At 37.8% G+C, this 22,371-nt stretch carries 22 protein-coding genes; 11 read left to right on the top strand and 11 right to left on the bottom strand.

What is annotated here, in order from left to right; all coding sequences use genetic code 11:
- The first annotated feature begins 208 nt into the window (after positions 1-208).
- The 3 genes from J2T03_RS04495 (at position 209) to J2T03_RS04485 (ending at position 3,165) form a co-directional block, all read left to right on the top strand.
- Complete coding sequence (locus J2T03_RS04495; protein ID WP_307209685.1) at positions 209-721, top strand: FKBP-type peptidyl-prolyl cis-trans isomerase; 513 nt, start codon at positions 209-211, stop codon at positions 719-721.
- An 81-nt stretch (positions 722-802) separates the two neighbouring features.
- Entirely contained in the window at positions 803-1,843 is a 1,041-nt protein-coding gene (locus J2T03_RS04490) for a peptidylprolyl isomerase (RefSeq protein WP_306843133.1), read from the top strand.
- A gap of 149 nt (positions 1,844-1,992) precedes the next feature.
- Entirely contained in the window at positions 1,993-3,165 is a 1,173-nt protein-coding gene (locus tag J2T03_RS04485) for a retropepsin-like aspartic protease (protein WP_307209683.1), read from the top strand.
- 86 nt (positions 3,166-3,251) lie between these two features.
- Here the strand turns inward: J2T03_RS04485 and J2T03_RS04480 are convergent, their stop codons facing one another.
- The 7 genes from J2T03_RS04480 to J2T03_RS04450 all read right to left on the bottom strand — a co-directional run bounded on the left by J2T03_RS04480 (position 3,252) and on the right by J2T03_RS04450 (position 11,026).
- A complete protein-coding gene (locus J2T03_RS04480; RefSeq protein ID WP_306842178.1) occupies positions 3,252-3,515 on the bottom strand; it encodes a hypothetical protein in 264 nt (87 codons plus the stop codon).
- Between the two features lie 817 nt (positions 3,516-4,332).
- Positions 4,333-5,691 carry a M20/M25/M40 family metallo-hydrolase gene (locus J2T03_RS04475; RefSeq protein WP_307209682.1) on the bottom strand — a complete coding sequence of 453 codons (1,359 nt, stop codon included), beginning with the start codon at positions 5,689-5,691 and terminating at the stop codon, positions 4,333-4,335.
- 3 nt (positions 5,692-5,694) lie between these two features.
- Entirely contained in the window at positions 5,695-7,098 is a 1,404-nt protein-coding gene (locus J2T03_RS04470; protein WP_307209680.1) for a M20/M25/M40 family metallo-hydrolase, read from the bottom strand.
- A gap of 55 nt (positions 7,099-7,153) precedes the next feature.
- Positions 7,154-8,398, bottom strand: coding sequence for a DUF1015 domain-containing protein (locus tag J2T03_RS04465; protein WP_306842183.1), 1,245 nt, complete (start codon positions 8,396-8,398; stop codon positions 7,154-7,156).
- A gap of 3 nt (positions 8,399-8,401) precedes the next feature.
- Positions 8,402-9,367 carry a D-2-hydroxyacid dehydrogenase gene (locus J2T03_RS04460; protein ID WP_306842185.1) on the bottom strand — a complete coding sequence of 322 codons (966 nt, stop codon included), beginning with the start codon at positions 9,365-9,367 and terminating at the stop codon, positions 8,402-8,404.
- A 123-nt stretch (positions 9,368-9,490) separates the two neighbouring features.
- Positions 9,491-10,555, bottom strand: coding sequence for a 3-phosphoserine/phosphohydroxythreonine transaminase (gene serC / locus J2T03_RS04455; RefSeq protein ID WP_307209678.1), 1,065 nt, complete (start codon positions 10,553-10,555; stop codon positions 9,491-9,493).
- 120 nt (positions 10,556-10,675) lie between these two features.
- A complete protein-coding gene (locus J2T03_RS04450; protein ID WP_306842189.1) occupies positions 10,676-11,026 on the bottom strand; it encodes a 4Fe-4S binding protein in 351 nt (116 codons plus the stop codon).
- 59 nt (positions 11,027-11,085) lie between these two features.
- Between J2T03_RS04450 and J2T03_RS04445 the strand changes: the two genes are divergently transcribed.
- The 3 genes from J2T03_RS04445 to J2T03_RS04435 are packed head-to-tail and all read left to right on the top strand — an operon-like array spanning position 11,086 to position 13,323.
- Entirely contained in the window at positions 11,086-12,120 is a 1,035-nt protein-coding gene (locus J2T03_RS04445) for an acyl-CoA reductase (protein ID WP_307209676.1), read from the top strand.
- A 44-nt stretch (positions 12,121-12,164) separates the two neighbouring features.
- A complete protein-coding gene (locus tag J2T03_RS04440) occupies positions 12,165-12,608 on the top strand; it encodes a peptidylprolyl isomerase (RefSeq protein ID WP_306842193.1) in 444 nt (147 codons plus the stop codon).
- 25 nt (positions 12,609-12,633) lie between these two features.
- Complete coding sequence (locus J2T03_RS04435; RefSeq protein ID WP_306842194.1) at positions 12,634-13,323, top strand: Bax inhibitor-1/YccA family protein; 690 nt, start codon at positions 12,634-12,636, stop codon at positions 13,321-13,323.
- A gap of 344 nt (positions 13,324-13,667) precedes the next feature.
- On the opposite strand, the gene J2T03_RS04430 is transcribed toward J2T03_RS04435, so the two are convergent.
- The 4 genes from J2T03_RS04430 to J2T03_RS04415 all read right to left on the bottom strand — a co-directional run bounded on the left by J2T03_RS04430 (position 13,668) and on the right by J2T03_RS04415 (position 16,367).
- Positions 13,668-13,916, bottom strand: coding sequence for a DUF6952 family protein (locus tag J2T03_RS04430; RefSeq protein ID WP_034727575.1), 249 nt, complete (start codon positions 13,914-13,916; stop codon positions 13,668-13,670).
- The gene (locus tag J2T03_RS04425) at positions 13,916-14,224 is read right to left on the bottom strand and encodes a thioredoxin family protein (protein WP_034707328.1); all 309 of its coding nucleotides are present in this window, start codon (positions 14,222-14,224) and stop codon (positions 13,916-13,918) included. Before J2T03_RS04425 ends, J2T03_RS04430 begins: the two co-directional genes overlap by 1 nt.
- Positions 14,225-14,366: 142 nt before the next feature.
- Positions 14,367-14,999, bottom strand: a complete 633-nt coding sequence (locus J2T03_RS04420; RefSeq protein ID WP_306842202.1) for a peroxiredoxin — start codon at positions 14,997-14,999, stop codon at positions 14,367-14,369.
- 171 nt (positions 15,000-15,170) lie between these two features.
- A complete protein-coding gene (locus J2T03_RS04415; protein ID WP_307209674.1) occupies positions 15,171-16,367 on the bottom strand; it encodes a pyridoxal phosphate-dependent aminotransferase in 1,197 nt (398 codons plus the stop codon).
- Between the two features lie 227 nt (positions 16,368-16,594).
- On the opposite strand from J2T03_RS04415, the gene J2T03_RS04410 reads away from it, so the two are divergent.
- The 5 genes from J2T03_RS04410 (at position 16,595) to J2T03_RS04390 (ending at position 22,362) form a co-directional block, all read left to right on the top strand.
- Complete coding sequence (locus tag J2T03_RS04410; protein WP_307209672.1) at positions 16,595-17,932, top strand: M28 family metallopeptidase; 1,338 nt, start codon at positions 16,595-16,597, stop codon at positions 17,930-17,932.
- Between the two features lie 98 nt (positions 17,933-18,030).
- Entirely contained in the window at positions 18,031-18,666 is a 636-nt protein-coding gene (gene rsmG, locus J2T03_RS04405; protein ID WP_306842208.1) for a 16S rRNA (guanine(527)-N(7))-methyltransferase RsmG, read from the top strand.
- A 62-nt stretch (positions 18,667-18,728) separates the two neighbouring features.
- A complete protein-coding gene (locus tag J2T03_RS04400; protein WP_306842210.1) occupies positions 18,729-19,133 on the top strand; it encodes a hypothetical protein in 405 nt (134 codons plus the stop codon).
- A 2-nt stretch (positions 19,134-19,135) separates the two neighbouring features.
- Complete coding sequence (locus J2T03_RS04395) at positions 19,136-19,672, top strand: DUF922 domain-containing protein (protein WP_307209671.1); 537 nt, start codon at positions 19,136-19,138, stop codon at positions 19,670-19,672.
- Complete coding sequence (locus J2T03_RS04390) at positions 19,669-22,362, top strand: PD-(D/E)XK nuclease family protein (RefSeq protein WP_307209670.1); 2,694 nt, start codon at positions 19,669-19,671, stop codon at positions 22,360-22,362. Before J2T03_RS04395 ends, J2T03_RS04390 begins: the two co-directional genes overlap by 4 nt.
- Positions 22,363-22,371: the final 9 nt, after the last annotated feature.

Genomic DNA, 22,371 nt, shown 5'->3' with positions numbered 1-22,371 from the left:
AATCTGCAAGAGAAAATAATTTTACAGGTTTTTTAGATTGCTCAAAATTTCATAGAATTTTATTTTTAAAATCCTTGAATCTTTGAACTTTTAAATCTTTAAATATCCTATCACACCATTCATGAGAAATACTTTCATGTTTATCTGCTAAATTTTTTAAAACCTATTGAACAATATTTCTCCGAAATGCGTATTTTCGCAAAAGTTTATGAAAAAATTACTCTTCATATCAGCAGTAAGCCTGTTAAGCTGTAACCGGAATGCACCAACGGCGCATCCTCCTGTAGGCGGAGTATTGAGCCAGAAAGACTTGGATGTTTCGAAGGAAAGGATGAGAAACCTCAATACCATAGAGCGAGGCCAGATCCAGAATTGGATCAACGGTCAGCCCGTGAAGTATTATCCTACACAGCTTAATTATTGGGTAACTGTTGAAGGTTTTGATCAGAGAGAAAGAAGAGCGGATAATACAACGATCTCTTATTCTTATGATTTGTATGATTTTGATGAAACCAAGATCTATGACAAACCTTTTGAAAGAAGAGATGCCAGATTCGGGCATTTTGATGAACTGAAAGCGGTAGAGAATGCTTTGCGTTTTATGCATGATGGAGAGGAGGTGACGCTTTTGGTACCTTCTTCACTGGCCTACGGAACCTTTGGAGACGAAAAGAATATAGACAACGATATACCATTAATCATAAAATTAAAAGCTCTGTAAATAATGAAATTGTTTAACAAGAATATAATTCTGGCAGCGGCAAGTATCTCGCTGATGAGTTGTACCCCAATCTATAAAAAAATGAACGTAGACAAAGAAACTTACGAAGGTCTTCATGACGGACTTTATGCAAATCTTCAGACTTCTAAAGGAAACCTGATTGTGCAATTCGAAGACAAAAAAGCACCGGTAACTGTAGCCAATTTCATCGGTCTTGCAGAAGGGAAAATTGATAACAAAGCTAAGGCGAAAGGAGTTCCTTATTATGACGGAACTATCTTCCACAGAGTGATCAAAGATTTCATGATCCAAGGAGGTGATCCTCAGGGAACGGGAATGGGTGACCCTGGATATAAATTCGAGGACGAGAAAAACGACCTTAAGCATACTGGAAAAGGAATCCTTTCTATGGCAAATTCAGGACCTAACACGAACGGTTCTCAGTTCTTTATTACTGAAGTAGCTACGCCTTGGTTAGACGGAAGGCACACGATCTTCGGAAAAGTGGTAAAAGGTAACGATGTAATTGATGCAATTGCTAACGTAGAAAAAGGAGCTCAGGACAAACCTAAGACTGATATCGTTTTAGAAAAAGTTTCTGTTTTCAGCAAAGGTGACGAATACAAAAATTACGATGCAGCAAAAACTTTCACAGAAGGAAAAGCTAAGATCGCAGAAAATAACAAAGCTTATATCGCTAAAGAAGAAGCTGACAGAAAGAAAAAAGAAGAGGAATTCAAAGCTAAGCAGGAGAAAATGGTTGAAGATCTTAAAGCCGGAATGCAGAAAACTGAATCCGGATTATATTACAAGATCACTAAAACAGCTGCGGCTGGAAAAGCACCTAAGGCCGGTGATAATGTATCTGTACACTATGCAGGTAAATTGATCGACGGTACGGAATTCGATTCTTCATTTAAGAGAAATGAACCAATCGAAATTCCAATCGGAATGGGAAGAGTAATTAAAGGATGGGACGAAGGTATCCTGTTGCTTAAGGAAGGCGAAGCTGCTACCTTACTGATCCCGCCGGCAATGGCTTACGGAGAAAGAGGAGCAGGGGGTGTTATCCCGCCAAACGCCTGGTTGATCTTCGATGTTGAGCTTGTGAAAGTAAAGTAATTGAAATTCAAAATATTTTGAAAGCCGTCCGTAAGGATGGCTTTTTTATTGCTAGAGATTTAGAAATTATATAGAAAAGGATTCAGCTCAGGTAAAAGCTTATATTTTTAGTTTAATGTAATTTCCCTATTTTCGTGTAAAATATCCATATGAAAAAAATCCTCTATACACTTCTTATTCTCTCTGCAACCATTATCTCCGCTCAGGGAAAGAAATTCTTCAAAAGTGGTGAAGTACAGCTGCAGAATCCAGTAGAAAAGATCAACCTGAGATATGCCAATGATCTGCCTTTTGTACAGGTAAGCATCAATGGAAAACCCTATAATTTTTTATTTGATACCGGTGCGCCAACGGTGATCTCTACAGCAGTGTACACAGAGTTGAAACTGGAGAAAAAATATAAAAGTAAAGTAAAGGACTCCCAGAAAAAAAAGCAGGAACAGATCTTTACGATTCTACCGGAAATGACCGTTGATAAAGCCGTTTTCAAAGATGTGGGAGCTGTAGTGATGGATTTCAGTGTTTCTGAGCTCAGTTGCTTCAAAATCGACGGTATTCTTGGAGCCAATCAGATGGCAAAACTTTTCTGGAAAATCAATTATTCGGAAAACTCACTCGAAGCCTCAAAAGATCTTGCACAGTTTAATCCGGCAGATTATGATATTGTCATTCCTTTCAGTCCCAGAACACAAAAAACACCCGTTGTAGAAACCGATCTGCAGGGCAAAAAAATAGAGCTCACCTTTGATACAGGATTTTCCGGAAGATTAAAGATAGCAGACAATACGTATAATGCCGAAAAAGCCTTAAAGAGTATCGAAGTCTACGGAACGAACTCTGTCGGTGCTTACGGGGCCGGAAAACCGGCGCCAGGGTATATTTTCAGGACTGCAACCCTGTCATTAGGCAACAAAAGCTTTTTTAATGAAATAATTACTACTGGAGGTGCAGACCTGATCGGGAATGATTTCTTTAAAAACTTTATATTCATCCTCGATTGGACAGGAAATAAGATCTATATGAAACGGATCAAAAACGAGCCTGCCAGATTGGAGTCTTTTGGCTTCGGATACCGTTTTATAGAGGCAAAGCCAACAGTTGCCTTCGTATTTAAGGAAGAAAATTTTCCATTGAAAGTGGGAGATGCCATTATCAGCATCAACAACATTAATCTGGACAACCTTAACAAAGAAAGTGCCTGTCATTATTTTCTTAATAGAGTAGAGAACAGACAGAATACAGTTGATCTTAAGATAAGGAGAGACGGGAAGGAAATGCAGGTGAAGCTGGAGAAAAAGGAGTTTTTGGGAGTCGGGGTTTAAGGATTTGTGTGTGATTTAAAGAAATTTAGTATAAACAAAAAGCCGTTCAAATATTGAACGGCTTTCTAGTAAAGTAGAAATTAAAGTTATGCGTGTCTTGATTTCTTCCTTGTGTTGGAAGAATTCATTTTCCCGGCAAGGGAGCTGATAAATACAATTCCAAAGCCGAGGTATGCCGCAAATGCGGTAAGGTATACAATTAAGCTGTTAAAATCTGGTTTTGAGGCATATATAAAATACACCAGCACGGAAAAAACAGCAAAGCTTAACAGGAGCATAAGGCTCCAGATATTCATTTTTGCAGCATCTTCGTTTCTCTTAAAAATCATTTCAAAAAAGTCTCTCATCATTAATCACTTTTTAAGGGTTATACATTTGTTTTCCGTTCTCCAATAGAACGGTCCGGAATCATTTTCCGATATAAATTAAATGGCACACGGATCATAGTTAACTTGGCTAAGGTTATGATCTTATGGCCGTTTGATTGCTTACATCAGGGTATGCTTTAAGCTGCCCAGAAAGTTTTAATTAAAAAACAGTATTGAATCCCGGAAGGAATTCACGAGCTTTATGACACCGTACACAATCATCATCGTAAATGGAATTGATAAGGGATTATCTTTTCCGTTGCATACGGTATCTAAAGAAAAAAGGGCCATATTAAAATATGAAACGCCTTTATCTGGCTCAGCGGAAACTGAAGCTTCCACGGTAACCTTTTCTCATCGTCTGTGTTTTAAATAAATTTTTTTCAATGATTTAGCTTGCGAATTTCATGCCAAAGTGAATTTTCCAGCTTATTTTTAGCGCTAAGTAGTTTTAAGTTTGTAGATTAGACAGGGAATAAAAGAATTTGAAAAATGAAGAGAGTGAAATTCAAGATTTTCTTTTAACCGCAAAAGTCACAAAAGTTTTAGAATACTTTAAAAGTTTCAGGTTCAAAGTTTAACGGTGAAAATTTATATAAGTTTAAAAATCACAGTTTTTTACAGTAAATCTGTGTAATTTGAAAAATCTGCGGGAGATTATAAAAAGTTGTTTTTCCCTATATAAAACGTCAACAAGTTGATTCCGGAAAATGAAGAAGAATAAAAATTGAATTTATCATTTTACATTTCGGAATCAACTTGTTGATGATATTTTGTTTTAAAACCGGCTTAAAAGATCCTACCAGTTCTTATCAATCATATAAATGATCTGTGTCATAGCTGCTGCCCCCAACAAAAGCTCTCTTCTGTTAACCTTATCAAATGTATCTTCCTCCGTATGGTGGATGTCAAAATACCTCTGGGAATCGGGGACAAGCTCTGCAGTAGGAACTCCCATATCATGAAGCGGATAGATGTCTGTTCCTGAATATTTTCCTTCAAAATTGTAAACTCCATACGGAATGAATAAACTGGTCCAGCCCTTGATCTGATTTCTCTTTTCATCATCCATTTCCAGAGCAATTCCTCTTGGTGCAAAGCCTCCTGCATCAGATTCTATAGCAAAAAGGTGTTTTTCATTCTTCTCCTTGACCGTTTTTCCATATTGGATACCGCCTTTTACACCATTTTCTTCATTAGCGAAGCAGACCACCCTGATAGTATGGTTATTTTTAATTCCTAATTTCTTAAATGTCCTCAACACTTCAATACTCTGCACAATTCCGGCACCATCATCATGAGCTCCTTCACCCACGTCCCAGGAATCAAGATGTCCTCCGGCTACGATTATGCTCTGGTCTTTTTTGCCGGTAATTTCACCAATGACAGAGTGGGATAGTTTTTCGCCTTTCATACCGCAGTTGGAATTCAGTTTTGCGGTAATCTTCTGGGTTTTTAAAAGTGCTTCGAGCTCGTCCGCAGCTGTTGTTCCGATGGCTATGGCCGGAATTTTTGAAACTTTATCTTCATAACGCATCGCTCCTGTATGCGGAACGTCATCAAAAGCTGAAGACAGAGATCTGACGATCGCAAATTTCCCTCCTTTTTTAGCGGTCAATGAAGCTGCGGTTACCCTGTATTTTGCGGCATCACTATAGCCTCTGAATGTCTCTACAAAAGACTGGCTGAAAGGGTAGTTAAAGAACACGATCTTATCCTTTACTTGATCTGGAGAAAGCTTATCATATTCTTCCATAGATTTTACGATAATGATCTCACCGGAAACATCTTTTCCTCCGGTTCCTTCAGAATTTCCAAGAGAAAGCATCTTCATGTTTTTCCATTTTCCATCTGCTGTTTTGATCTGCAGGGACTCCTTTCCTCTGATCCAGACCGGAACCATTACTTCCTGTAGCCATACTTTATCTGCTCCTGCATCGCGAAGCTTCTGTTCGGCCCATTTTACAGCCTTTTCGTAAGCATCCGAACCGCTGAGGCGGTGGCCTATATTTTGGGTTAAATCCCTTAATTCCGTATAACTTTTCCCGTTGTTCAGTATTTCTGTGGAAATTTTACTGAACTGTATTGAATCTTCCTTAGACTGTCCGAAAGCAGCCATTCCCAGGAATAATAATGAAGTTCCGAGTATCTTTTTCATAGTTTACCAGTTTTTATCGATCATAAAAATAAGCTGTGCCATTGCGGTAGCGCCTAACAGTAGTTCCCTTTTGTTCACTTTGTCGAAAGTATCTTGTTCAGAGTGGTGGTAGTCGAAGTATCTTTGGGTATCTACAACCAATTCGGCTAAAGGAATATCTAACTTTTTCAATGGAGAAATATCCTGAATAGCTTCAGTTTGGTCATAATCATAGACGCCATAAGGAAGGAAATAATTTTTCCATTCAAAGATCTGTCTTCGTCTTTGTGGCGGCATATCTAAGGAAAATCCTCTTGGTGAATATCCTCCAGCATCTGTTCCTAAAGCAAAAACATGCTTTTCCTGTTTCTTTTTCACATAGGCTGCATACATTTCACGGCCTTGCCCTCCGTTTTCGCTGTTCGCATAAAAAACAACTCTTATTGTATGATTATTTTCGATACCAAGAGCTTTGAATGTTCTTAAAACTTCAATGCACTGTGCAACACCGGTTCCGTCATCAATAGCTCCTTCACCGAAATCCCACGAGTCTAATTGAGCTCCTAAGACAATCACCTTAGAATCTTTTTTACCCTGAATTTCAGCAATAATATTCGGGTTGGTAGTGTCGCCTTTTGATTGTGCCGTCATATTTAGTTTGGCGGTAACCTTTTGATTTTTTAATAATTTTTCCAATTCATCAGCGGATTTTACTCCAATGGATAGGGCCGGAATTCTTACTTTGTCGTCAGGTTCGTAATACACCATTTTTGCGTGTGGTGTATCGTCCATAGCTGTTGTTAAAGATCTTATAATTAAAGCTTTTGCTCCTGTTTTAGCAATCACGGAAGCGGAAATTAATTTAGATTTTGCGGTCAATAAATAAGAATCATTTGTATTAATGATCTTCGGGTCCATCGGAAGATTTACGAAAACGATTTTATCTTTCAATTGTCCGATTGACATAGCATTAAGCTCAGAAGTTGAATTGATTAAAACAATTTCGCCTGTAAGATCTTTCCCTCCTGTTCCCTCAGAATTCCCGAAAGACAGCATTCTGATATTTTTCCAATCCCCATTTGCTGTTTTTATTTGCAAAGATTCCCTTCCTCTTATCCAGACCGGAGCTTTGGCTTCCATTCTCCAGATCATTTCAATACCGATAGATTTGAGTTTTTTTTCTGCCCACTCCACGGCTTTTATATAACCGGGAGTTGCACTGAATCGCGGGCCGATACCTTTGGTAAGCTCACCCAGATTTTCATAGGCTGTACCGTTGGTCATCACCTCATCTGAAATTTTCCTGAACTCATCATGGTAATTGAACTTGGCCACGGTTGTCTTTTTTACCGGTTTTTTCTGTGGCTTTTTTTGAGAAAATAAAAATCCACTCAAAAAGAGTGGAAGTATAATGAAGATTTTTTTCATTTTTTATTTACCTTTCTTTTTCCAACGATAAAAGTAGGGAAAAATTAGGAATTTATTAAGGTTTCATATCGTACATTAACAGTGCTGTAACCAATTTCGGTTCAATGAATGTACATTTTGGAGGCATGCTGAGCTTAAGGTCAGAAATTTTGATCATATCGTTGAAACTCACCGGATAGATTCCGAATCCTACCTTTCCTTCACCATTATCTATTTTTTCTTTTAAATAGTTAATTCCCTGAATATTGGAGGTTCCTTTTGCATAGGAAATTTTCTCAGAACTGTCTGAATTTTCTATTTTAAGGATATTCTTGAAAATATATTTATCTAAAAGATGATGGTCAAGGTTATCAAGGGACATTTCCGTTGAACGGAGGTCATGCTTCACATGAAGTGAGTAGAATTTACCATCCAGATACATCGAGATATGGAATTTTTGCGAAGGGAAATAAGAGGTTTCTCCTTTTTCGTGGATCAGGAAATACTGGTCCAGTTCTTTTAAAAACTCTTCGCTGGAAAGACCATTAAGATCAGACAGGATTCTGTTGTAATCATGAATCTTGATCGATTGGTTGGAAACGATGAAGCTATACACAAAATTGTAGGCTTCAGTACCATTGTGCCTTTTGTTCTTTTCTTTATGGTGCTTTGCATTCAATGCAGTGGAACCAATCCTATGGTGACCATCTGCAATGTAGAACGAGTCGATCTGGTCAATTACCTCCTTGAACTGCTGAAGTTTCAGGCGATTGTCTATCCTCCAGATTTTATGTCTGATCCCGATAGAATCGACATGGTTGAAAATAGGAACATTCTTCTCTTCATGATTCATCAGAAGCTCTATCTTTGAATTGGAGGGGTAGGTAAGAAGTACAGGTTCAGCCTGAAGACTTACTTTGTCCAGATAATGAGCCAGCTTTTCCTTTTTTTGCGGAATGGTACTTTCGTGTCTTTTGATCTTTCCGTTCCAGAAATCTTCAATGCTCGCTAATCCCAGCAAGCCTCTGAAAACCTGTTTATTGGGGTAGATCTGCTCATAAAGATAATATGATGAACTGTCCTGGATTAGCTTTTTTTCTTCCAGGAGCTCTTCAAATGTTGAACGGATCTTCCTTAAATTCCGGTCAATATCTTTAGATTTACTTACAACATAAGGTTTAATCATATTGATGTAAGTATTTTCAACTTGAGCTTTCTCTGCAATCTCCTCTTGGGTGAAATTGTCCAGCGGGTGGGTAGGGAAAGTGCTCTCAAAGTCTTTATGAGGTCTTATTCCACGGAAAGGTTTAAAAACAGGCATATTTTATCTTATGGTTTCTTTTTGTAGCTTAATAATTTGTTCTGCAAGTTCTGCACCGATCTTTTCCTGTGCATCTATGGTGTTTCCACCTACGTGAGGAGAAAGAGACAATGCTGGATTCATCAGTAAAGGAAGTTCCGGAGTCGGTTCATTTTCGAACACGTCCAGTGCGGCTCCCGCTACTTTTTCAGATTCGATGAAATCTATAAGGGTAACCTCATTGATCACGCCACCTCTTGCTGTATTTACTATGTAGACCCCGTCTTTCATTTTTTCAAACTGAGGCGTGTCTATAATATATTCATTCGTTTTTGGAGTATTGATGCTGATGAAGTCTGTATCTTTAAGGAAAGCATCCATATCATTGGTGGAAGTGATCTCAAAATTCAGACTCTGTCCGTCGAAAAAATCCAGAGTAAGAACTCTTGTTTTCGGATTTTTCGTAAGCACCTTAATTTTCATTCCTAATGCTATCCCCATTTTCACGACTTCCTGGCCGATACTTCCAAAGCCTATCACTCCAAGGGTTTTTCCTGAAAGTTCATACGCTTTGCTGAATGACTTTTTCATGGCGTCGAAGTGGGTTTCTCCTTCCAATGGCATCAGTCTGTTCGATTCGTGAAGGAACCTTGCCAGTGCAAAGAAATGTGCGAAAACAAGCTCGGCTACTGATTTTGAAGATGCTGTAGGCGTATTGATCACTTTGATGCCTTTACTTTTTGCATAATCCACATCAATATTATCCATTCCGATACCGCCGCGTCCAATGATTTTCAGGCTTGGGCAGGCATCGATCATGTCCTGTCTTACTTTCGTCGCGCTCCTTACCAGAAGAATATCCACGTTATTTTCATTAATGAAATTGATCACGTGATTCTGAGCCACTCTGTTCGGCAGGACTTCAAATCCTGCTTCCGTAAGGGCCAGTTCTCCTGTTTTCGAGATTCCGTCGTTTGCTAAAACTTTCATGTGTTATATTAGATTTAAAGATTGAAAAATTTAGATATTTAAAAATTTTAAATCGGGTCGCAAATTAATAAATTTTAATTAACTGCTCTAAATTTTTCAACCTTTGAATTTTTTAGGGTTTAATTACTTGATCGATTTCATAACATCTACCAGAACCTGAACGCTTTCAATAGGTAAAGCATTATATAAACTTGCTCTGTAGCCGCCAAGACTTCTATGTCCGTTTAATCCGCTGATTCCTGCAGCTTTCCATGCCGTGTCGAATGTTTCTTTTTTGCTCTCGTCTGTGATGTTGAAAGAAACATTCATTAAAGAACGGTCTTCTTTTACACAGAATGTTTCAAACAGAGGATTGCTGTCGATCTCGTCATATAAAAGTTTTGCCTTAGCCTCATTTCTTGCTTCTGCTGCGGCAATTCCCCCGTTCTTTTCAAGATACTGTAAAGTAAGAAGGGAAGCATACACAGGGAAAACCGGAGGTGTGTTGTACATCGACTCTTTTGAAATATGCTGAGAATAATCCAGAATAGAAAGCATGTTCTCTCTTCCTGTTTTTCCAAGGATTTCTTTTTTGATAACCACCAAAGTAACTCCTGCAGGTCCCATATTTTTCTGAGCTCCTGCATAGATCAGGTCAAACTTAGAAAAATCCAGCTGTCTTGAGAAAATGTCAGAGCTCATATCGCAAACCATCAAAGTATCTACCTCAGGGAAAGATTTCATCTGTGTTCCGTAGATTGTATTATTCGATGTGCAGTGGAAATAATCGTATTCTGATCCTACCGTATAATCTTTAGGAATGAAAGAATAGTTTTTTTCTTTGGAAGAACCTACCACATCTACATTCCCCAGTTTTTTTGCTTCTTTAACAGCTCCTGCCGCCCATGTTCCTGTATCCAGATAAGCTGCTTTACCACCTACTTTCAGAAGGTTGTAGGGAACCATAGCAAACTGCAGGCTTGCACCGCCACCTAAATAAAGTACTTCATAATCATCACCAAGGTTCATCAGTCTTTTCACAATGGCACGTGCTTCGTCCATTACAGCAACAAAATCCTTGCTTCTGTGAGAAATTTCAAGGAGAGACAGTCCGATTCCGTTAAAATCTAAAATAGCTTCTGCTGATTTTTCAAATACCTCCTGAGGTAAGATGCATGGTCCTGCGCTGAAGTTGTGCTTTTTGCTCATATTTTTACTTTTTTGGTTGTGCAAGAATTTTATGGACTTGCGGTTTATTATTGATATTTACTAGATTCTTCAAATTTATGGTTAAAAAAACCGCCTCATTATGCTGAGACGGAGCCTTTATTATTCACCGTGTAAGAATGCTTTTTTATTAAGCAGGGTTTCTTCAGATTCTACGTGGTCTTCATCAGGAACACAACAGTCTACCGGGCAGACAGCTGCACACTGAGGTTCTTCATGGAATCCTTTACATTCAGTGCATTTATCTGTTACAATGAAATATACATCATCACTTACCGGTTCCTGCGGAGAATCCGCATCTATAGTAAGTCCTGACGGCATAGTCACAGTACCTGCAAGAGCGGTACCTTCAGAAGCTTTCCAATCTACGGCCCCTTCATATATTGCATTGTTTGGGCATTCCGGTTCGCAGGCTCCGCAATTAATGCATTCATCAGTTATTTTAATAGCCATCGCTAATTTTTTTTAAATTTGCACAAAATTACAAAATATTCCCCAATTTAAAAGTAATTATGAATATTGAAAATCAAGTTTTAGGACTTATTAAGTTAAGTGCATATATAAAAGAGTTTTTAGCAAAAAAATCGGCAGATTATAATGATCATGATACCGAGTTTGACTTATTGCTGAAAAGATCCGAAATAGAAAATCCATGGTTTACCCTTGAGAATCAGAAATTTGCTCTTGCAGAGTGGGCTGGTTTGCTTTCCCAAGAAAGTATAAATAACTGGCTTAGAAACTATTCCGTTTCCAAAACTTCAAAAAGAGTAGGATTGATCCTGGCCGGAAACATTCCTCTGGTCGGATTTCATGATGTGATAGCGGTCGTTCTGAGCGGGCATGTTCCATTGATCAAGCTTTCCTCAAAAGATAAACGGATGATTCCGTTCCTGCTGAAAAAATGGAATGAGTTTTCAAGCAGAGCCGTACAGTTTGAATTTGTTGAAAGACTGGAAAACTTTGATGCTGTGATTGCGACAGGAAGTAACAATACAGCAAGATATCTTGAATATTATTTCAAAAACCATTTGAGCATCATCAGAAAGAACAGAACTTCTGTAGCTGTTTTGAAAGGGGATGAAACTCCTGAAGAGCTTCAGCTTCTGGCGGAAGACATTTTCAGGTATTTCGGACTTGGGTGCAGAAATGTAACAAGGGTTTTTATTCCGGAGGACTTTATTATCGACAGATTGTTTGAGAGTTTCGTAAGATTCCAGGATATCATCAATCATAACAAATATGCCAACAATTATGATTACAACAGGGCGGTATATCTTCTAAACCAGGATAAGTTCTGGGACAATAATTTTGTGATGATGAAAGAGGATGACAAGCTTTTCAGTCCGCTTTCCGTGATCAATTTCAGCCGATATTCGTCTCTGGATGAAGTGAAAAGTTTCATCGCTGAGAATGAGCAGGATATTCAGTGTATTGTAGCAAAAAGCGAGCTTGGATTAGATTCTATTCCTTTTGGGGAGGCACAGCATCCTGCTCTGGATACCTATGCGGATAATGTGGATACGATGAAGTTTTTGGAAATGGTCTGATTTTCGTATCTTAACTCACTTATTTTACCAATAATAAAAAGATTATGAAAAAAATATTTTTAGGACTTACAGTTCTTGCCACACAGCTGATGTTTGCTCAGAAAGTAACAGGAGTGAAGGTTGAAAAAGTTCAGAAAGAGATTCCTGCCCAACTGAGCAAAGAGAAGATTAATCTGTATAATGATAACTTCCTCAAATTTGTTGAAGCACTTAAAGCTCCGGATCGTTCAGGTGTTGATGTGCTTCTTTCCGATAAGGTAAAAGAAATAGTTACAGACGATGTTCTTAAAAAAGTAAAAGAAGGCTTTGATGTAAATAAAAAGCTGGAAATTTTAAAGACAGGATACCACAGATTAATGGATGGTTCCAGTTTGCCAAGCATCAACTACAAATATGCAGGAGATCCTTCTTCAAAAGAGGTAATTATGGCTGTGTTTGAAGAGGATGGAAAGATCATTGGGGTGATGCCGGCGAAAAAAGACAAATAATTTAAAACAATAAAAAATACTAACTATGATGACAGATGTTTTAGTTGCTCACTCCTCCGATGTGGAAAAAGCAGCTTTTTACAGAAAAACTTACCTGCATGTTGCCTTATCAATCCTGGCGTTTATCGGGGTTGAAACTATTTTGCTGAAAACGGTCCCAGTAGAGATCATTGCTATGATGTTCGGACAGAAATACACATGGCTATTGGTTATCGGTATTTTCTGGCTGGCCTCGATGCTGGCTTCTAAATGGTCACTTTCGCAGAGCAGAACGACACAGTATTTTGGATTAGGATTCTATATCATTCTGGAAGCCGTGATTTTCATGCCTATGATTTATATTGCAGCAGGAATGCAGGGTGGAGGAAATATCATTTTCCAGGCTGCTATGCTTACGATTGCTATGTTTGCCGGCCTTTCGGCAGTAGCGTTTACTTCTAAAAGAGATTTTTCGTTCCTAAGAAATATTATCGTGATTGGAGGTTTTCTTTCAATAGGGCTGATTGTGGCCGGAGCGATTTTTGGATTTAATCTTGGGCTTTGGTTCTCTGTAGGAATGGTGCTTTTGGCTTCCGCAAGCATCTTGTATGAAACAAGCAAACTTAAAAATGTCTATACAACAGGGCAGTATGTAGGGGCTTCATTGCAGCTTTTTGCATCCATTATGCTTCTATTCTGGTATATTCTGAGAATCTTGATGAGCAGAAGAAGCTAAAATAAAGAATGAAAGGTGAAGAATTATAAAAATCAGATTTATCTTTTATAAATAATGATCCTGGTGATATTTCATCAGGATTTTTTTATGTTTTCCAATCTTTCAATCACTCCCATTTACCGATTTGAGCCCAAAAAATCCTGATGAAATGTCACCGGGACTTTAATGGATTCTTTAATTTATATAAACAGCAGCAACAGCATCAGCAATGGCATATTACAGAAGCTTTCAAGCGTATGTTCAAGTTGAAATTAAAGAATTGAGAAAATATAGTATTGAGGAAAGCCTCAGTAGTACTGTGTTTTATAATTTACTATTAAACCTTAAGTGATTTAATGAAGAAATTATTTGTCAATGGATCCTAAGACCTTCTGTGCAAAAGAATTTAAAGCGTCTTTTTCGCTCATTCCATTCTGAACGCTGGCATGTACTTCCAAGGCACCGCAGATATTTGTGATCAGCTCTCCTGCTACATTCAGATCTTCTTCACTGGTTCCTCTGAACTCGCAGAAGCTTTCTAAAACCTCTAATGTTTTTTCAAGATTCTCAGGCGTCTGGTTCTGATAAAACTGTCGGATTACGGGTAACTTCATTATTGTATTTCTTTAAAAAGATTGATTAAACTCTCAGCCTGGTTGCTCTGTACCTGGTTCACTAATTCACCGTTTTTAAAAACTGCGAAAGTAGGAAGGTTATCAACGGTTGCTAATTTTCTGCTTTCGGGAAGTTTTTCTGCATCTACATATAAAAATGGAATTTCTTCGTTTTCTGATGCTAGTTTTTTGAATTTTGGCTTCATAATTCTGCAGTTTCCGCACCATGTTGCACCGTACTGAACAACTACTTTTTCATTGTCATTCACGATATTCTGTAAAGTATCTTCTGTTAATTCTGTGTACATAAGTTTATTTTTAGAAAAATAAACAATGTAGCAATCTAATAATGTATCAGTTTAACAATTAAACATTGAATTTCAATATTGTTACATTGTTACACTGTTATATTGTTACATTACTGTAATTGCTACATTGCTATATTAAATTTTAGTTCTTAGCTAAGTATTCTGCTGTAGAAGTTCTGTCTGCTTTCATTGCATCTTTTCCTTCTTCCCAGTTGGCAGGACATACCTCACCATGTTTTTGAACGTGTGTGTAAGCGTCGATAAGTCTTAAATATTCTTTCACGTTTCTTCCAAGAGGCATATCATTTACAGACTCATGGAAAATTTTTCCTGTTTCGTCAATTAGGTATGTTGCTCTGTACGTTACATTAGAACCTGTGAAAGTTTCCTCTCCATCTTCATTGTATTCGAAATCCTGATCTACAATTCCTAAGATGTTTGCCAGTTGTCTGTGAGTATCAGCTAAAAGCGGGTAAGTTACTCCTTCGATACCTCCGTTATCTTTTGGTGTGTTCAACCATGCAAAGTGTACCTCGTTAGTATCACAAGAAGCACCGATTACTTTAGTGTTTCTTTTTTCGAATTCGCCTAAAGCATCCTGGAAAGCGTGAAGCTCTGTAGGACATACGAAAGTGAAATCTTTCGGATACCAGAATAAAATTACTTTTTGTTGGTTAGAAGTAGCTTCTTCAAGGACGTTGATTCTAAGATCATCACCCATTTCAGACATAGCATCGATTGTTACATTTGGGAATTTTTTTCCTACTAAAGACATAATTTTCTGTTTTTATATTAAATTTTCTTGTGCAAATATATAAATATTCTATCTATTGAACAAATGAGTATCGATAAATAAAATCTATAATTGTTTTTAATGGATCCAAAGAAAAAAAGCCCTGAAACCAGAGCTTTTTGTTTACTTTATATTGATTTTCATTCAATTTAGTTATGAATTGAACGGCGCCAACACATCTTTAATTCTCTTCATTGCTTCTCTCAGATCTTCTTCAGAAGCTGCATAAGAAAAGCGGATGCATTCGGGACTTCCGAAAGAAACACCGCCTACGCATCCAACATGAGCATTTTCCAGTAAGAACATCGCAAAATCATCTGAATCTTTAATTTCAGTACCGTTCAGTGTTTTTCCAACATAGTAGGAAATGTCCGGGAAGAAGTAAAATGCAGCTTTTGGAAGCACAACTTTAAATCCTGGAATTTCTTTCATCAGATCATAGACAAGATCTCTTCTTTTCTGGAAAGCATCGATCATGTATTTATACTCAGAAGGGTCTGTTTTTAAGGCAGTAATAGAAGCTCTCTGCGCCACTGTATTCGCTCCGCTGGTCATTTGTCCCTGAACCTTTTCGCAAGCTTTAGCCAGCCATTCCGGACAGGCAGAATACCCGATTCTCCATCCTGTCATTGCAAATGCCTTAGACATTCCGTTGATTACTGCAGTCTGCTCATATACTTCCGGGAATTGAGCGATGGATGTTGTTTTTGTTTCATAATTGATGTATTCGTAGATCTCATCTGAAATAACTGTCACATGAGGATATTTGGCAATAACTTTTGCCATCGATTTTAATTCATCGTATGTATAATACCCACCTGAAGGGTTACACGGAGAACTGAAAAGAATGGCTTTCGTTTTATCTGTAATGGATTCTTCAAGCTGCTCGGCAGTGATCTTGAAATCTGTAACATAAGAAGTCGGAAGCATCACCGAAGTTCCGCCCATCATTTTCACCATTTCATCATAGCTTACCCAGTAAGGGGCAGGAAGCAATACTTCATCACCATCATTGATAACGGAGGCAAGCACATTTAAGATTGCCTGCTTTGCACCGTTGGAAACGCAGATCTGTGATGACTTATATTCAAGGTTGTTGTCTCTTTTTAATTTAAAAGCTACTGCTTCACGAAGTTCAAGAAACCCAGGAACAGGAGAGTAGTGGCTGTAATTCTGGTTAATCGCATCAAAAGCAGCCTGTTTGATATTGTCCGGAACATCGAAATCCGGTTCACCAAGAGTAAGACTGATCACGTCAATGCCGGCGGCCTTCATTTCTCTTGCTTTGTTGGACATTACGAAAGTCTGTGAGTAACCTAATCTTTTTACTCTATCTGAAAGTTTATCCATGTGGGTCTTTTTGAATTTTAACAAATATATAATAAAAACGTTTCGCCGGGAAATAAAAGTAGGGCAGGAAAAAAGATTTTTGTCAGGTTTTTTAATTTTAATCATTAAAGTATGGACTCCTTTCATACTTTTCTCCTGAAATACTCGGTTCTGAAAACATGGAAATGAAAAGCCGCTCCCAATCTTATGTTTTTGTATATTTAACTATCTAAATTTATTCAGTTGGTATGAAACATTCTTTCTTTTTACTGTTGGTTCCTTTTGTCGGGTTTTCTCAGGTACAGACAAAAGATGATGAAATAAAGAAATACGTTTCTGAAGTAAGTTCGGATTCTTTAAAATCCTATATCGGTAAGCTGGTAAGCTTTAATACCAGGCATACTTTAAGTTCCGTTGATGATAAGAATCAGGGAATAGGAGCCGCAAGAACCTGGGTACTCAGAAAATTTAAAGACTATGCAAAAAATTCCGAAAGAAGAATGGATGTTTACTTACAGCAGGAAGACATTCAGCCGGATGGAAAACGAATAGACAAAGTTACCAGCCTTGGGAATCCTATAGCTTTTCTGAAAGGTACAGACTCTAATGATAAAAGGATTTTCCTGATTTCTGCGCATCTGGATTCGCGGGTTACTGATGTAATGAACAGAACTTCATTCGCACCGGGTGCCAACGATGATGGCAGTGGAGTAGCTGCTGTTATAGAAGCTGCTCGAATTTTGAGCAGATCTTCCTTTCCCGCATCTGTTATCTTTGTTACTTTTTCCGGAGAAGAACAGTCGCTGCTTGGATCTAAACTTCTGGCAGATAAAGCTAAAAAAGAAAACCTGCAGATAGAAGCGGTCCTGAACAATGATATGATCGGAAATCCTAAAGAAGGAGAAACAGGAGAGATCAATAACCGGATACTGAGAGTTTTCAGTGAAGGGCTTCCTTATGCAGAACTGGATAAAAAAGCGATGGGTATAAGAAACCAGGGATTCGAAAACGATAGTGAATCCCGGCAGCTGGCCCGGTATATTAAAGAAATTGCAGAAGAATATGTGAAAGGGCTTGAAGTAAAGCTGATCTACAGAAATGACAGGTTCCTGCGTGGAGGGGATCATTCCAGTTTTGTCAGTCAGGGATTTCCTTCTGTAAGACTTACTGAATATTATGAAAACTACGACCACCAGCATCAGGATGTAAGAGTTGAAAATAATAAGCAATATGGAGACCTTCCAGAATTTATAGATTTTAATTATCTGAAAAGGAATGTGGCGGCGAATATTGCTGTTCTGGCCAGCCTTGCTAAAGCTCCTTCAAAACCTGAACGCGCAGAAGTAAAAGTTAAAGAACTTACCAACTCCACCTCATTGCAGTGGGAAAGGCCAAAATCAGGAACACCGGTGGGATACTATATTCTTGTAAGAGAAACAGATAGCCCGGTTTGGCAAAAAAAGATCTTTACGAAAGAACTTTCCATTAAAATTCCACTTTCAAAGGATAATTATATTTTTGCCGTTCAGGCAGTTAATCAGAACGGAAATTTAAGCGTACCCGTTATTCCGGGTATTGCAAGATAATATTACCTTAATGAAGCTGGAATTTGAAATATGATCCGGGCAACTTCATTTGAATACAACAGAAATAAAACTTATTTTTGTAGATTATAATAATTCATATGGCAGCATCGTTACTATTAAAATACTTTCCTGATCTTACGGAGAAGCAGATCGAGCAGTTTTCCCAATTGGAAAAACTGTATAATGAATGGAATGAAAAAATCAATGTGATCTCAAGAAAGGACATGGAATCGCTGTATGAGAAGCATATTCTGCATTCCTTAGGAATTGCAAAAATAATGGAATTTGCACCCGGTACCAGAGTTTTGGATATCGGAACGGGCGGAGGTTTTCCGGGGATTCCCCTGGCGATCCTTTTTCCGGAAACACAATTTACTTTAATTGACTCTATCGGAAAGAAGATTACTGTAGTAAAAGCAGTGGCAGAAGGAATCGGGCTGGAAAATTTAACGGCTATTCATGGGAGAGCTGAAAAAATAAAAGAAAAGTTCCATTTTGTAGTGAGCCGCGCTGTCACCCAGATGCCGGAATTCCTGAAATGGCTGAAAGGGAAGTTTGAAAAAGAGCAGATTAATCCCAAACATAACGGAGTTTTATATTTAAAAGGAGGCGATCTTGCTGAAGAATTAGCCGGAATTAAATGTGAAATCTTCAACCTTAAAAATTATTTTGATGAAGAGTTTTTTGATACTAAGAAAGTAATTTATGTATCAAAAGGTAATTTTAATTCTTAATTTTTTAATATTTAGGAATAATTTTTGCTGAATTTTTATTGATAATCAGTAAATTTAAGGTTATGAAAAAACTTTTAATTATTGGATTTTCTGTATTGTTTTCAGGAATGGTTTTTATTTCCTGTGAAGACGATGATTATCAAACTGTACAATCTGTAGAAAAAGTTAAGATCGACAGTGTGAAGATCATGCAGGATACTATGGATGTATATTCGATACAGAGTATTAAGACGTATTCTACCTATTCGTCCCAATGTGAGGGGTTCTACGGATATGATTATATTCATGACAGCAGCCTGGAAAGATCTGTTACCGCTTATAAATATACTACAGATGGGCCTTGTACACAGGAAACTCATGTGGGAGCAAATCAGATCAATTTTAGTCCGCGCCAGACAGGAACTTATACTTTTAAATTCTGGAATGGCGGCAACAGCTGGATCACCAAAACAATTGTAGTTGAATAATAATGAAATGGATTTCACTTTGCTTTTTTCTTTTTGCCAATGCTCTTTTTGGGCAGAAAATTATCTGGCAGGAAGATCGGAAGCTGATCTGGGACAACTTTAAAAGCCCCGTAAACAGAGGGAATATGCTTAATGTAGCTGCTTATACCCACTGCGGCTGGGAATATTCTGTAGTGAAATCTACCAATCCGAAATCCCCGGTTAAAATTGAGGTTATTGCTATTTTTAATGAAGACAGATCCTGGAAAGATGTCAAAAAAATAAATGATTATATCCTGCTCCATGAGCAGAAGCATTTTGATATTGCAGAATTGTTTGTCAGAAAATTCAGGAAAGAAATAGAAGAGAAGATCAAAACTTCCGGTGATTACGATAAAAATTTTAATGCAATTTACAGCAAAATATCAAACGATTACAAAAACTTCCAGATGTCCTATGACAGAGCTACAGAGCATGGAATGAATAAAGGAAAACAGGCAGAATACAATGCCATTATTGCTGAAGAACTGAACAACTTAAAAAGCTACAAAGCCTCTTGAAATTTCTCAATAAGATCATCCACGAACTGCTGGCCCAGAACCCAGACCTTTCGGAGTTCAATATCGTGCTGCCCGGAAAACGTCCTATCGTATTCATCAGGCAAATCTTAGAAGAAAACAATTACTCAGGATTTCTTCCCAATTTCTTTACCATAGAAGAGTTGATCGACAGGATTGCAGACAAACAGCCTGTACAGGGAATCTCTCTGTGGCTTTTTGCCTTTGATGTGTACCGGAGCCTTGGTCTTATTCCGAAAGATGATTTTGCAGACTTCTTAAAGTGGTTTCCGACCCTTCAGAAGGACTGGGATGATATCCTGAAGTTCTCTGAAAGTGATGAGGCCGTTCTGCAGTATATGTTTGATGAAGAAAGGATCAAAGAATGGGCTCAGGATCTGGGTGAAGATGATGATGTTCCCCGTAAAAAATTTCTTAATTTCTGGCAGAATATGAATGTTTTTCTTCCAGTTCTAAAGAAAAAACTGCAGGAAAAGAATTGGGCAACTTCCGGAATGATCCACGAAACTGCTAAAGCAAGAATCGCTGATTTTGCTGAGAATACTTCCGAGAATTTTATATTCTGTGGCTTCAATGCTTTTACACCCGTGGAAGAGAAGCTGGTGAGGAGCTTGCTGCGTCGGAATAAGGGACAGTGTTTCTTTCAGGCAGATCATTATTATTTTGATGATGAAAGACAGGAAGCCGGAAAATTCCTCAGAAACCACAAAACATGGAAAGAATTTGATGATAACATGGCTTTTCAGTGGATAGAAGATGATTTTAACCAGCCGAAAAATATAAGAGTTTATGAAGTTTCCGGAAATGTGACGCAGACTAAAGTGCTGCCTGAAATATTTAAGGAAATTGAAAATAAGACCTATTCCAACACCGCTGTGGTATTGCTGGATGAAAACCTTCTTCCGGCAAGTCTGGATGTAATGTATGGTGTTGAAAATCTGAATATTACTATGGGTTTTCCATTAAAGAATCTTTCTTTTTCCAATGCCGTAAAACAGCTTTTCTATCTTCAGAAACAGCTGGAGAAAAATAAATCTTCCTATTATTACAGAGATATTTTCCCGATCCTTGAAGAGCTTCCAAAATCAGCTGAGGATGAGGTGATTATCAGTAATTTCAGAACAAAAATAGAGGAAAGGAATATCGTTTACATATCAAAAAAGCTTTTAGATGAACTTCTGAGCGGGCTTTCCTATTATGGACTTCTTAAAAAGGCCGATCATACGGGCGTTTACCTGGATATGCTTATCGCTTTCTGTAAACGGATCAAATGGCTGGAAATAGATGACATCCAATATGAAAATGTTTCCCATTTTGAGAATGCGTTCAGGATTATCAAAAACCAGCTCAGCCCATATGATTTTGAGATCAAAATGGAAACGCTGGAGATCCTGATCAACCAGCATGTTAATTCCGAAAGTATAGATTTTCAGGGTGAGCCGCTCCGCGGGCTTCAGATCATGGGACTTCTTGAAACCCGACTTTTGAATTTTGAAAATGTGATCATGCTTTCTGTGAATGAAGGAAAACTTCCTTTGGGAAATTCGCAGAATACCTATATTCCGTTTGATATCAGAAGGTATTTTGATCTTCATACATTCCTGGAAAACGATAGTATTTATGCGTACCACTTTTACAGGCTGATTCAGGATTCGCGGAATGTCCATCTTTTATATAATGCACTCAGTTCCGGAGTGAATACCGGTGAAAAGAGCAGGTTTATCACGCAGATCGAAATGGAGAGTTCCCACAAGATAGAACACCTCATTATTGAAAATTCTTCGGAACCTATTGCTTCGCAGCCGATAGAAATTCTGAAGACCGAGATCGTCATGGAGAGGCTTCAGAAATGGAAGGAAAAAGTATCTGCTTCGCACCTTACCAGTTATCTTTATAATCCGATAGATTTTTATCTTTCCAAGATATTGAAGACCTCTGAAACGGATGAAATAGAAGAAGAATTATCTGTTAAAAATTATGGAAATCTGGTTCATTATTCACTTCAAGAAGTGTATGAATTACTTAAGGGTAAGATTTTAAAAGAAAAGGATTTACAGAATTCAATTAAAGAAATAGATCAATATATAAATATTGCCATTGAAAAGCTGAAACACCAGCCTGAATTCTATGAAAAAGGGATGAATTTTATTCACAGGGCCATTGCTAAAAAGGTGATTGAAAATGTACTTAACCATGATCTTGAATTGGTAAGAAGCGGCAATACCCTGGAGATTTTAGACATCGAAAAAAGGTTCGAAAATGTGGATTTCTATCTTGACGGGAGTGACAAAATTTCTTTCTTTGGATTTATTGACAGGATAGACCGCCTGAACGGAACCTTAAGAATCATTGACTATAAGACTGCAAAAATCAAGAATCTCACAGTAAAAATAGATGAAGGTAACGTTGCCGAATATTTCCATAACAGCGAAAGGAAACAGGCACTTCAGTTATGCATTTATCATTATGTGGTACAGAATCTTCCTGAATTCTGGGGGCTTCCTATAGAAACAGGTATCTGGAGCTTTGCAGAAGCTAAAAAAGGAGTGGTTTCCCTGCAGTTTGATAAAGGCAGTATTGATGATGCCATGCAGTCTGTAAAGAATCTTATTCTGGAAATATTAAATCCTGATCTTAGCTTTATTGAAAATATCCAGCCCTATTCCAAGTAAAAATGCACT

Origin of the sequence: Chryseobacterium lathyri (assembly GCF_030812195.1) — a bacterium.
GTDB classification, from domain to species: domain Bacteria; phylum Bacteroidota; class Bacteroidia; order Flavobacteriales; family Weeksellaceae; genus Chryseobacterium; species Chryseobacterium lathyri_A.
Note: the sequence above shows the minus strand (reverse complement) of the source record. Positions and strands in the feature narration are given on the sequence as shown.